This window comes from Streptomyces sp. 4N124 (assembly GCF_052245395.1).
Taxonomy (GTDB): Bacteria; Actinomycetota; Actinomycetes; order Streptomycetales; family Streptomycetaceae; genus Streptomyces.
On sequence record NZ_JBQQBS010000007.1, the window covers coordinates 219095 to 231691 of the forward strand.

General features: G+C 68.8%; 9 protein-coding genes and 1 pseudogene. 4 read left to right on the top strand and 6 right to left on the bottom strand.

Annotated elements, in window-relative coordinates; all coding sequences use genetic code 11:
* Positions 1–4 precede the first annotated feature (4 nt).
* The 3 genes from ACTWQO_RS10035 (at position 5) to ACTWQO_RS10045 (ending at position 753) form a co-directional block, all read left to right on the top strand.
* Positions 5–352 (top strand): LacI family DNA-binding transcriptional regulator, encoded by a 348-nt coding sequence (locus ACTWQO_RS10035; RefSeq protein WP_443236858.1) that lies wholly within the window; start codon positions 5–7, stop codon positions 350–352.
* Positions 345–491 (top strand): hypothetical protein, encoded by a 147-nt coding sequence (locus tag ACTWQO_RS10040; protein ID WP_443236859.1) that lies wholly within the window; start codon positions 345–347, stop codon positions 489–491. Before ACTWQO_RS10035 ends, ACTWQO_RS10040 begins: the two co-directional genes overlap by 8 nt.
* Before the next feature lie 94 nt (positions 492–585).
* Positions 586–753 (top strand): substrate-binding domain-containing protein, encoded by a 168-nt coding sequence (locus ACTWQO_RS10045; protein WP_443236860.1) that lies wholly within the window; start codon positions 586–588, stop codon positions 751–753.
* Positions 754–820: 67 nt separating this feature from the next.
* Here the strand turns inward: ACTWQO_RS10045 and ACTWQO_RS10050 are convergent, their stop codons facing one another.
* The 6 genes and pseudogenes from ACTWQO_RS10050 to ACTWQO_RS10075 form a co-directional block, all read right to left on the bottom strand.
* Entirely contained in the window at positions 821–2575 is a 1755-nt protein-coding gene (locus tag ACTWQO_RS10050) for a cellulase family glycosylhydrolase (protein ID WP_443236861.1), read from the bottom strand.
* Positions 2576–2632: 57 nt separating this feature from the next.
* Positions 2633–4144: a glycoside hydrolase family 43 protein gene (locus tag ACTWQO_RS10055; RefSeq protein ID WP_443236862.1), complete on the bottom strand. Its 1512-nt coding sequence runs from the start codon at positions 4142–4144 to the stop codon at positions 2633–2635.
* Positions 4145–4507: 363 nt separating this feature from the next.
* Positions 4508–5206 (bottom strand): annotated as a pseudogene (locus tag ACTWQO_RS10060) (beta-galactosidase); the annotation flags it as partial.
* Positions 5207–5408: 202 nt separating this feature from the next.
* On the bottom strand, positions 5409–6356 hold the full coding sequence (locus ACTWQO_RS10065) for an expansin EXLX1 family cellulose-binding protein (protein WP_443236863.1): 948 nt from the start codon (positions 6354–6356) through the stop codon (positions 5409–5411).
* Positions 6357–6975: 619 nt separating this feature from the next.
* Positions 6976–9207 (bottom strand): alpha-L-fucosidase, encoded by a 2232-nt coding sequence (locus ACTWQO_RS10070; protein WP_443236864.1) that lies wholly within the window; start codon positions 9205–9207, stop codon positions 6976–6978.
* Between the two features lie 221 nt (positions 9208–9428).
* Positions 9429–11420: a right-handed parallel beta-helix repeat-containing protein gene (locus ACTWQO_RS10075; RefSeq protein WP_443236865.1), complete on the bottom strand. Its 1992-nt coding sequence runs from the start codon at positions 11418–11420 to the stop codon at positions 9429–9431.
* 181 nt (positions 11421–11601) lie between these two features.
* Between ACTWQO_RS10075 and ACTWQO_RS10080 the strand changes: the two genes are divergently transcribed.
* Entirely contained in the window at positions 11602–12324 is a 723-nt protein-coding gene (locus ACTWQO_RS10080) for a FadR/GntR family transcriptional regulator (protein ID WP_443236866.1), read from the top strand.
* Positions 12325–12597: the final 273 nt, after the last annotated feature.

A 12597-nucleotide genomic window follows, 5' to 3' on the forward strand; every position in this document is an offset into this window, starting at 1 on the left:
TCCCATGAGCTGTTTTCGGCGGACTGTAGAGTGCTTGCATGCTCATGACAATCCTCCACGTCGGAGCTGTGCCCCGGGGAAAGGCGACTGTGCCGGACAACCGGGCGGAAAGACCTTCGACGGGGGCCACGGAGAGCGCGGCGGGGGACCCGCATCGGTGACGATCGCTTACATCGCCGAGTCCGCGGGCGTATCCGTGCCCACCGTGTCGAAGGTGCTCAACGGCCGGTCGGGGGTGTCGGACGAGACCCGGGCCCGCGTCGGTCGCCCAGCTCTCGGAAGCCGAACGGGGCCAACTGGCGGCGAAGGGCATCCCGTTCGTCGTCTTCGACCCGATCGACGAGTTGCCTGACGACGTTCCGTTCGTGGGTGCCACGAACTGGAGGGGCGGTCAGGCGGCGACCCGGCATCTGGTCGACCTGGGGCACCCGCGCATCGCCATGATCAGCGGACCTGACCACTCCTTCTGCCTCGCACGGCTGTCCGGCTAGTATTCCGCTCTCACGGAAGCCGGACCGTGCCGATGGAACCCGGCCTGGTGGTGAAGACCCAGCTCACCCGCGAGCACGGGTTACCGTGGCCTGGATGGATCCCCCCTTGACCACGGTCCATCAGCCGCTGGCCGAGATGGCGGCGGCCGCCACCGAGCTGGCTCTGGCGCTCGGTCGCGGCGAGGAAGTGCCGCAGGTGGGACTGGAGATCGCGACCACCCTCACCGTCCGGGAGAGCACGGCTCCGCCGAAGGAGGAGTGAGGGAGCCGCTGACACGCGTGCCCTGGTTGCCGGGCAGGGCAACCAGGGCGAAGGGCTGGTCGGTCGGTCAGGAGGCTGTGCCGGTGACCGAGCTGCCGGACTTCGTGACGTGGTACGTGACGGTGGTGCCGCTGTAGAAGTGGAAGACCAGCGTCGCCGGTTCCCCGTCGCGGAGCGTCTTGAGGAACTCGGGGGGCAGGATGATCGTGCTGTTCGGGTAGTCCGGTGAGAAGGCCTTGTTGAACTCCTGGAACGGCGTCCAGTCGGTCGGGCCGGCGTTGGTGCCGTCGGCGTACGTGGCGTGCATCGTTGCCAGGTCGTTGCCCCGGTACTGGGTGGGAACGGCGAACGACTCGGTGGTGCCGGAGGCGTTCGTCAGGACAGGGACGTCGTTGGTGACGATGTCGATGTTCCAGGGCAGCCCACTGGTGAACCGGGCCTGGAGCGTCGAGTTGACGCCGTACTCGCGGTTGCCGACCAGGCGGGTCAGCGCCGTCGGGGTGAAGGTCAGCTGGTTGCCGGAGACGGTGTAGTCCCGCCCCGCGGTCAGCTTGGTGTCGCCCTGCCACACCCCGCGGAACTTGGTCCCGTTGAGGTTCAGGGTGAGCGACTTGGCGGTGATCGGGCCGGACTTCGGCACGAAGACCTTGTCGAAGGAGGCCGTGCCCGAGCGGGTGGTCCAGCTCGACTTGATCCAGTTCATCAGGGCCGGGTCACGCCATTGCAGGGTCTCGCGGTTCAGGTACGAGAACGGGTCCCACAGGGCGGTGGTGAGGCCGTACTTGCGCGCCGTGTAGCCGACATGCTCGTAGTACTTCAGCGCCTCGCCCCGCTCGACGCGGGAGGGGTGGAAGTGGTTGGGCCATTCGAGCAGGCCGTACTCGCCGATGTAGAGCGGGATGCCCTTGGCGACGAAGGTGTTGTGCATGTTGGCGAAGGTGTCGTCCAGGTGCTTCTGCGCGGTGGCGTCGTAGTGGGTGCCGCCCGCGACGTTCACGCTGAACGGGTACCAGCTGTAGAAGTGCACCTGAGCTATGAGCTGACTGTCGTTCAGCGAGGTGATCGTCTTGTACAGGTCGTCCATGAAGGCCTGGTCGGGGCTGCCGGCCGGCGTGGTCAGGCTCAGCAGGCGGTTCGCGTTCGCGCCGCCCGAGGCGCGGACCAGGGAGTGGAACGAGGTCTGCAGCTCCCTCAGGTACTGGAACTTCTGCGCATCCGTGGCGCCGGCGAAGCTCGGCTCGTTGATGCCCTCGAAGACCAGAGCGCGCGGCGCGTCACGGAAGGTCGTGGAGATCTGGGACCAGGTGGAGTTGAACCGGGCCATCACGTTGTCGTGGTCGCTCGTGATCTTCTCGACCCACTGCCACGAGTCGTGGTGGACGTTGAGCACGACGTACAGTCCGCTGTTCAGCGCCCAGTTGGTGACCTGCTTGACGCGGGCCATGTAGGTGGCGTCGATGGTGTACGGCGCGGTGGCGGACTGGTGGTCGCCCCACGTCACCGGGATGCGGACGCTTCGGAAACCCTCCGCGCGGACTTTCTCGAACGTCGCCTTGGTGGTCTGCCCGTTGCCCCACGAATCCTCGTTGGGAATCGCGTCCAGCGTGTTGCCCAGGTTCCAGCTGGGCTGCATCGCCGCGACGGCGTCCATCGCGCGGGCCGGAACTCTGACGGTGGACCGCGTCGGCTCCGCCGTGGTGTCGGTCGCGGCGGTCGAGGTGCCGCCGGCCAGTCCCAGCATGACGGCGAGCACCAGGAGCAGAGAGGCCAGGCGGCCGGGGGCGCGGCTGTGATGGTGTGCGGGGTGCCGTATGTCCTTCATATGTCGTCCCTCTCGGTCGGTCGTGCCCTTCGGTTTCGGTCGTGCCGTTCGGCCGGTTCAGCCTTCGAGGGGCTCGTAGTCGAACCAGTCGAAGTGGACGGTGCCTGCGGTGGCGTACATGCCGATGACCCGGCCGGTGAAGCCGCCCGCGACCTCGGTCGACAGGTAGCGGCCGTCGAGGGCCGCGAACTCGGTGAAGGTGCCGTCGGGTTGTTCGATGCCGAGGGAGACGACGTCGGGTCCGGTGCACGGTCCGTGCGGAGGTGGTGGGTCCGTGATGGTGAGGGCGAGAACCAAGGGCCCGGCAGGCACGGAGTGTTCGGCCACCACCGTGCGCAGGGAGCCGACGCGCGCGATCACCCGTACGTCAGTCCCGGACGCCTCGATCGCGTAGTGGTGCCGCTCGTCCAGCCGGACGGCGAGGCCGCCGCTTCCCTCGGACGGGTCGACCAGGGTGCGGGACCGGCAGGTGTGGTGCTGCTGGCGTCGGCCGGTGAACACCACGTCGGGCTCGTCCAGGGAGCCGCCCCGCGCGCGGAGCGTCAGCCAGCCGGGGCGCTCCTTGGTGGTGCAGAGCTCGGCGGTGCGGTCCCGCACGGAGATCCAGGCCGGCCCGAGTTCGCCGAGCTCGAAGTCGTCGTGCCGTTCCTCGGCGGGAGCGGGGGAGAGCCGCCAGGGGAGTTCGGACAGGTCCAATGTGACCTCGCCGACGACCGGCCAGCCGTCCTCCCAGGTCACGGGCGCCAGGAAGGTCTCCCGGCCGAGCACGTGCCAGCCGGGGGTGCCGCCGCGCGGTCGTACGCCGAGGAAGACCATCCACCAGGAGCCGTCGGGCGCCTGGACCAGATCCGCGTGCCCGGTGTTCTGCACGGGATGGTCGGTGCCACGGTGGGTGAGGACCGGGTTGGCCGGGCACGGCTCGAACGGGCCCTGGGGCGTGCGACCGCGGGCGATCGACACGCCGTGGCCGCGCTCGGTGCCGCCCTCGGCGATGAGCAGGTACCAGTAGTCGCCGATCCGGTACAGGTGCGGCGCCTCCGGGGCCTTCGCGCCGGGGCCGCCGGACCAGAGCTTGCGCGGTGTGCCGTACGTCTCGCCCGTGGACGGGTCGATACGGACCTGCGACACCCCCGCGACCGTGCACCAGCAGGTGCCGTCCTCGTCCCAGGCCAGGTCGGGATCGATACCGGGCACGCCTGGTGCCGGGATCGGATCCGACCACGGTCCGGCCGGGTCGGTCGCCGTGACGATCAGATTGTCGCCGCCCTCCCGGGCATTGGTGACGATCAGCCAGAAACGGCCGTCGTGATGGCGCAGGGTGGGGGCGTAGATGCCGCCCGAGGACGGCATGGAGGCCGGCAGACGCAACTGCTCCGGCCGGTCCAGTACGTTGCCGATCTGCCGCCAGTGCACCAGGTCACGGCTGTGGAAGAGGGGTACGCCGGGGAAGTACTCGAAGCTGGAGCAGGCGAGGTAGTAGTCGTCGCCGACCCGGCAGACGCTGGGGTCGGGGTGGAAGCCGGGGAGCACGGGGTTGGCGGCGCGGGCGGGCCGGTTCTGAGCGGGCACCCTTGGTCGTCCTTTCGTGGGGTGAGCAGCAGGGACGGCGCTCAGGGAGCGTCCGGCTCCGTGCGGGTGATGCGGAGCAGCGCCGCGGACGGAGCGGTGGGCAGGGTCACGGTGGCCTCGTGCCCCCAGTCGAAGGATCCGCGTTCCTTGGTCATGGCGGCCCTTTCGAGGTCAGTGGCCGCGCAGAACCGCGCAACCGCCGGGCGGCAGTTCGTGCGCGACGGCATCGGTGAGCAGGTCGTGGGCGGGGGTCGGCAAGGGCACGGCCTCGGAGTTGTGGTTGAGCAGGACCTGCCGGCGGCGCCCGTCGGCTGCGTGCCGGGTGACGGCCTCGACACCGGCCGGCAGCTCCGGCAGGTGCGGCTCGCAGTAGGCGGCGATGATCTCGTCGGCCCAGAAGCGGTGGAAGTCCACCGTCTGGCTCGGGTTCTTGTGGTGCTGGGTCGCGCGCGGCGGCAGCACCTGCTCCCAGGAGGCGTACCGCTGGCTCCAGAAAGCCGTGCCCCACGCCTCGTTGAGCGCGTCGAGCGAGCCGTGCCGGGCGCGCAGCCACACCCGGAAGGCCGCGGCCGCGTGGTCGCACCAGCAGAGCGTGCCGTACTCGTTGTGCACGTGCCACAGCGCGAGAGCCGGGTGGTCGCCGTACCGTTCGGCCAGCGCGGAGGCGATCCGGCGGGCCGCGCTGCGGTAGGCGGGCGAGGCGAGGCAGTACGTGTCGCGGCTGCCGTGCACCAGACGGGTGCCGTCCGCTCTGACCGCCAGCGCCTCGGGGTGGGCCAGGGTGAACCAGGGCGGCGGGGAGGCCGTCGGGGTGGCGAGGTCGACGGCCACGCCGTTCGCGTGCAGGCGGTCGATGTGGGCGTCGAGCCAGGCGAAGTCGTAGCGCCCCTGCTCCGGTTCGAGCAGGGCCCAGGAAAAGACGCCGAGAGTGGCCAGGTTGACCCTGGCCTGGCGCATGAGCTCGTCGTCCTCCTTCCAGGCCGGCTCGTCCCACCGCTCGGGGTTGTAGTCGCCGCCGTAGGCGAGGCCGCGCAGGCGGTCGGTGATGTCGCGTGCCGTCATGAGGGTTCCGGGCCCTTCCCTGGAAGCGTGTCGAAGCGCTTCACCTACGCGGGAAGGTAACGGACTTGTTTCTTGCGCAACAAGAGTCTGGACGCAGTGAAAGTTTCTTGAGTAAGGGGCATTGACGGCCCATCAGGGACAAGTCGCCGCGTCGATGCGCTTCGACAACTCGGCTGCGCACGCGTCCTGTGGGACGGCGGAATCAGTGCTGGGCGAACTGAACCCGGGTCGGTTGCGCGACGTTCGGCCGCACCGCGATCCCGGTGATGGTCAGTCGTTCTCCGTAGATGTCCGTGATTCTGATCGAGCTGCCGCACCCGCTGCCGCTGGCTGAAAGGAAGTAGTTGTATTCGGTGCGGGGCAACTGCCGCCAGCCGTCGCCGGTTTGGACCTCCAGGCGCGCTACCGGGTTCCGGTGGCCGATCGCCTGGATGCCGCACCAATATTGGCTGGACCCGGTTTTGTACCTGATCGAGATCGTTTCGGACGTGCTGGGGCTCAGCAGCTGCCAGGTGATCGGGATCCGGCCGACCTTGAGGTCGGCGAGTTTGGCGAAGGCCTGTTGGCTGAGGTCGATTTGCCCGGGTGCGCAGGGCAGGGGACATTCGTTGGTGATCCGTACCGTGATCGACTTGCCATTGGCCGCGCGGACGAGGACGTACGCGCCGCACGCCCTGGACGTCTCGTAGTCCGTGGTGTTCATGGCCGCGATCATGAGGTCGGGACTCGGGCCGAACAGGCAGGCGCCGTTTCCGTCGGCGGCCTCGTAGGCGGTGGCGACTCCTTGATAGGTGGTCTTGGGCTGAATGCGTCCTGTCGACGCTGCCGCGCCGGATGCCGTTCGCGGAGGCCGAGGGGTGGATTTCGGAGACGGTCGTGCCGACGCGGTGGCCGCACTGCGCGTGGGGGTCGGGGTGGCGGTCGGTGTCGCCGTCGCGGTCGGAGTGGGCGTCCTGGCCGCGGTGGTGGCTGCCTCTTGGGTGGTGGCGACGGGCGTGGCCGCGGCGGGCCCTGCATCGACCCTGCGGTCGGGGAGCAACGCCACGACCAGGGAGGCGAGAACGCCCGCGGCGGTCACCGCCAAGGTGGTACCCAACACGAGCCTGCGCCTTTGCCTGCGCTGCCGCGCGGCCTGTCTCGATGTCTGCATTACCCGTCCGTTCGGAAGATCGAGCCGATGTGCACTGCTCAGTGACCGCCGGAGCCGAAAAGGTTGCCGCCGACTTCTCAAGGAACGGTGAGGCGCGGCCGGCCCGGGCTCGGTCGCGCGTGTGAACCGTCAGGGTGGCGCGGGTCCTTCTCCGGGATGGCCGCGTCCGGCCTGTCGGCGGGGGTGGTCCCGCTGGTCGGCGGAGTGATGACGAGAGCGGACGGCGATGGGATGGAGGTGCGGGCCAAGACCACGACGGGTGAGTGACGAGGCCCCGTGAAGATCACCTTTCTGCTGCACTCCGAGCAGGGCTCGTCGAGACCGCGCGCCTGCTGGATCCCGCGGCCCTACGGCCGGGGGAGGCGGGGAGGTCTCGTCGGTCGAAGTCGACGACGAGGCGGTCCGGTTGACGGGCTCGCTCCAGGGCAGGGCGGCGCGGGCGCACCACTATCGCTTCCTGGCCCGGCTACACGCAAACGGAGGGCACCTCATCGACCTCAGAACCGCCGACCCGGTGCTGGGCAGACCGTAGAAGAGGAGAACATCGTGGTGTTGCTGTGCTGGGGCCTGCTCGTGGGCATCGCCTTGGTCGGCGCACGGTTGAAGTAGCCCCCGAGGATCAGAGCGCCGTGAAGGTCCACAGCAGGTTGGTGCTGCTGCCGTACGTCCACTGTTTGGCGACGGAGCCCGAGTCGACCTTGCCGCCGCCGTCGAGGACCAGACCGGTGGTGCGGTTGGCGATCGAGTAGCGGTCGCCGCCCCGGTGGGTGATCGTCCACTGCTGGTTGGTGCCGCCGTTCCAGGGGGCCTGTCTGGCGGCTGTGCCGTCGGCGGTGGCGCCCCAGCCGTCGGCGACCATGCCGTTCGTGCGGTTGACCAGCCTGTAGTAGCCGCCTGAGACCGCCTCCGCGTGCCACTGCAGGTTGGAACTGCCGTCCCAGGTCCACTGCTTGAGGTTGGACCCGGAGGCCACGTTGCCGCCGCTGTCCAGGGCGAGTTCATTGGCGGCGTTGGTGATCCGGAAGTATGTCGCCGGGTTGAACCGGACCCTCAACGAGGTGATCTGGTCGTTGTTGCCCGTGACCCGCAGGTCGGGGTTCTCGGCGGTGAACGTCCAGGAGGTGCCGGTGAAGTTGTCGCCGGAGTAGCCGATGACCTGGTAGCCGGGAGCCGGCCGGAGGGAGGAGAGCGTGCGCGCGCCCAGTCCGGCGGCGGTCAGGTCGGCCGCGGTGTGGTCGCCGACGGTGAACACGCCGGCGCTGCCGGTGTAGTTGACGTCCGTGAAGGCGATGGCACCGGCGAGCGGCCGCAGGCCCGGGATCGTGCCGGAGAAGGCGAGCTTCAGCACGTAGGCGCCCGCACTGTACGGCGCTGACGACGGCAGGGTGACCGTGAGGCCGGACGCGTTCTGGGCCGGCGTGGGCAGGTCGATGTAGGTTCCGGCGGTGGCACCGAGGAGCTTGACCGAGGTCAGCGACGAGAGGTTGATCCGGTCCGAGCCGAGGGTCTTGATCGTCAGCGAGCTGCCGGGCCAGCCCAGGACGGTCGCGTACAGGACGTTGTTCGCCTTGTTGCGGGTGAAGCGGATGTCCTGCGGCGTACCGGCGTGCGGAGTGGTGAAGGAGCCGCCGCCCATCTTGGTCGGGCCCTCGCCGTACGCCGTCCAGGCGCGGGTCCCGTACACCGACTCGCCGAAGCGCTTCAGGTGGTCCCCGATGCCGAGCAGGATGTCCTTCTGCGCCTGCGGGATGGTGCCGTCGGCCTTCGGCGCGATGTTCAGCAGCATGTTGCCGTTCTTGCTGACCCGGTCGATGAACGAGTGCAGCATCTGCTGGAGGGTGTAGTAGCCGATGCCCTGCGTGTAGCACCAACTGCTGCTGGAGATGCTGTCGTCGGTCAGCCAGTACGGAGTGGTGAGGTCGGCCGGGCCGCCGCGCTCGTAGTCGAAGACCTCGCCCTTGCCGTGCATGCCGTCCTTGTAGGTGGCGACGACTTCACGGCCCCAGCCGATGGCCTGGTTGTAGTAGTAGGCCAGGAAGTTCAGGCGTTGTTGCTCGTCGACGGCAACGAGATTGAAGTCCTGCCAGAGGATGTCGGGCTGGGCGCGGTCGACGACCTCCTTGAGCTTGTCGAACCAGAGCTGGTTCTCCGCCGCCGAACCCAGCTGCCCGTAGAGCTTCTTGAGGCTGCTGTCCGTCTGGGCGGGGACATGTTCGTAGAAGCCGGTGAAGTTGTACGCATGGTGCATGGACACCAGCAGCTTCAGGCCCTTGGCACGGATGGCCGTGGAGAAGAGCCGCAGCAGGTCAAGACCCGGGCCCTTCTTCACCGAGTTCCACTCGTTGACCTGGCTGTCCCACATGGAGAAGCCGTCATGGTGCTCGGCGACCGGGCCGGCGAACCTGGCGCCGGCGTCGACGAACAACTGCGCCCACTCGTCGGGGTCGAAGTTCCCGCCGGCGGACTTCAGCTTCGGCGCGAACTTCACGGTGTTGCCCGCCAGGTCCCGGGCGCCGTTGATGAAGTTGTGGTACGGCCATGCCGACGGCTGGCCGTAGGTCGCGATGTGGTGCCGGTTGGCGTTGCTGCCCGCCTGGTACATGCTCCGCGGGTACCACTCGTTGTCGTAGGCGGGGACGCTGAAGGCGCCCCAGTGGAAGTAGATCCCGAACTTCGCGTCCTGGAACCACTCCGGGGCCGGCGGGTGCTGGTCGAGCGATTCCCAGTCGGGCGTGTAGGTGCCGGGCGCCGCCTGAGCGGCGCCGGCACCCAACACGCCTCCGGCAACGGCCGCCGCGGCCACGGAGGTGGCGACGGCCAGGAAGTTGCGTCTGTTGATCGAACTCGACATGGAGACATCCCTGGTGCGGTGGGGGACAGAGGAATGCACGGCGTCGCTTGTTACGCATGAAGGTCTGCCATGTCTCACGGGGATGTCAACGGGTGTGCAGGGATGAAAAGCGGTGCAGGGTAAGGTAGTTGACCCTGTTCATTGCGTGTTTGAGGCGATTTGAGACTTCGCAAACATGGCATGTTTGTGACCTGGCGGCGCGTACGCGACTCACCGTCCCGTCATGGCATGCCCAGGCGCTGGCGGTAGGACGGGAGAGGGCCGGCGTTCGCCAGGACTGCGGCGCAGGCAGGGTTGGCGGCGCAGGCCGGGCCGGGGTTGCGGGGAGGCAGCAGCGTGTTGTCGGTGAAGGCGAGGCGGTGGGGGTCTCCGCACCCCTCCTCCGGGTTCTGCTCGTCGGCCGGGGGCCAGGCTCCGGGGAACTCTCGTCGTTCGAGCCATTCGGGCACGGCATCGTCCCAGAAGTTGCCGCGGTAGCGCACGTTCTGGACGGGGCGGTTGCCCCATTCCTCGCTGCAGCCGCCGATGGAGGCGACATAGTCGTAGACCGTGTTGCGGTCCACGGTGAGCCAGTTGGTGCTGTCGTCGGTGTAGATCCCGACGTTCCAGAGGCCGTACTTGCTGTCGGTGACCGCGTTGCCGCTGATGAGGGCCCCGTCGCCGAAGGAGCTGCCCTGTTCGCCGCGCAGGTAGATACCGCCTCCGTCCTCGAGGAGCCGGTTCGTCGCGAAGACGCGGTTGTCGAGGATGCGGTTGTTGCGCATGATGCCCCGCAGGTCGTCGCTGGGCCCGGAGAGGATGCCGGTGTAGGGCACGTCGTTGACCTGGTTGTGCGCGATGGTGGTCTCCTGGGTCGCGGTGTCCCAGATGCCGGAGGCCGCGTGGTACTCCGCGCCGATGTGGTGGATCCAGTTGTTGGTGATCCGGTTGCCGCGGTTGGTCCCCTTCTGGTCGGGCGGGACCACCCCCATCAGGATGCCGCCGTCGGAGACGTCGCTGATGACGTTGCCGTCGACGACGTTGTACGAGCTGTTCTCGGACAACTCCAGCGCCTGGGCGCCCAGGTGGGTGAAACGGTTGCCTTCGAAGGTGATCCGCTCGGCGGTGCGGAAGGCGACCGTGCCAGGCACCGTGAGCAGCCTCGCGTCCTCGCCCTTCCCGGGCCGCAGGTACATGCTCCACGCGGCGGGAAACCCGGCGGGTTCGCTGGGCGCCAGCCAGGTGGCGTACGCGAACGTCAGGCCGCGGAAGCTGATGTCGTGGAGCGGGCGGCCCGGACGGCCGGTGCCGGTGACCAGGTTCTCCAGGACCGGGGCGACCACCTTGGCCCGGCGCATGTCCTCCCCGGGCCGGGGGAAGTAGAGCAGCTCGTGGTGTCCGGGCCGGGAGCGGTCGAGATACCAGCTGCCGGGCTTGGGTGCGAAGCTGGGGGAGTTCTCCACACTGTTCGGGACTTCGAGCAACTCCGGGCCGCCGTACAGCTCTTGGGCCAGATCCCAGCACGGCTGGTCCATGGTGATGGTGGTCCGGCGGGCGTTGCCGGAGACCCCCGCGACTCCGCAGCGGCCCTCGACATAGCCGGACCGGTAGACGAACTCGATGTCGCCGGGGTTCCGCCAGGTTCGGGGGACGGTACTGGTGGTGACGTAACCGGTCCTGGTTGTCTTCAGCGTGCCCGGGAAGCCCGTACCGTCACGTGTGAGCCGCGTGGCGCGCCGGCCGTCGACGTAGAGCTGGCGGGTCTCGAGCCCGCCCACGTCCGCGCGCCAGAATCCCCTGAGCCGTCGGTCCGGCTGCCACTCGGAGAACTGACGGCCGCCGCTGATCGTCACCCGCTCCTGTCGCGGTGTCCCGTGGCCGTACGCCTGGTAGATCACCCGGTGGCCGCCGCGGCCGGAGTCCCCCGCGGCCTCCGACAGGCGCAGCGGCGCCTTCAGGCGGTACGTCCCGCCGCGCAGGTTCACTACCAGGTCCGACGTCATCCGCGGCGCCCGGGCACGTACGGCCTGTTGCGCGCGTGCCGGTGTGGCGAAGGGCCGGTCCAGCGTGCCGGGCCAGGAGTCCTTGCCCCAAGGAGCGACGTACAGCTGAGTGGGAGTCGCCGTTTCGGCCGGTAAGGCCGCCGCCGGAGACGGCAGGGCCGCCACCGCGAGCCCGATCGCCGCCGCCTGCGTCACGGCGCCTGCCCTTGTCCGTGTACGGAAAATCGCCACGCTGCCTCCTCGATGTACGGAGTTCCACCCTGGGGGCAGCACGAGATGGTGCGCAGTCGTCCTGAGGTAGCGGCATCGTCGACCAAAGTCGGAATCACCGGCATCCCAGTATCATCAACGTCACTCGGGGGCTGATCAGGTCGGATGTGCTCGCGGGGCACAGTGGGGGGAGGGATGAGCGGTGTCTCTGACGGACAAGGCCATCAAGCAGCTGCGTGAGCTGATCAGGACCGGTGCCTTGCCGCCGGGCTCGAAGCTCCCGCCCGAGCCGGACCTTGCCGCTCAGCTGGGGCTCTCCCGCAACCTCGCCCGGGAAGCGGTCAAGGCGCTGGCCGTCGCGCGGGTCCTGGAGGTCCGCCGGGGCGACGGCACGTATGTGACCAGCCTCCAGCCGAGCCTGCTGCTGGAGGGGCTCGGCGGCGCGGTGGAACTGCTCCAGGGCGACTCGGTCGCCCTCCAGGACCTCATGGAGGTACGGCGGCTCCTCGAACCGATGGCCACGGCACTTGCCGCCACCCGGATCACCGACGCCCAACTGGGCGAGGTCAAGCGGCACTTGGACGCCATGCGCGAGGCCCGCGATGACGTCGAACAGCTCAACGCCCACGACGCCGCCTTCCACCGCGCCGTCGTCTCGGCCACGGGCAACGAGACCCTCCTCACCCTCCTGGAAGGGATCTCCGGCCGCACCCTGCGCGCTCGCATCTGGCGCGGTCTGGTCGACGACAAGGCCGCGGGCCGCACTCTCGCCGAGCACGAGGCGATCTTCAACGCGCTGTCCGCCCGTGACGCCGCCCTCAGCCAGGCCGCCGCGCTGCTCCACGTGAGCAACACCGAGCAGTGGCTGAGGGAACACCTGCGCTCCGGCGAACCCCTCACCTCCGGGGCGACAGCGCGGAATTGACGGGCGGGCGCCGGCCGGCATGGTGCCCTGACATGGATGGCGTCCTCAATCCTTGAGTAGCGGAAAGTCGAACCGGTTCGGCGAAGCTAGCACCGGCGCTCGCGGCCATCAATCCCTCCGACATCACTTCAGAACCCTCTTCAACCGGTCGCGAGAGATTTCGTCACGAGTGTTGACAGGGGTTCGGGTGCTTCCTACCTTCACTTCACGCGAACCGGTTCGACAACCGACTCTCGCGTCGTTCCACTCCACATCTCCACCCCACACCGACAC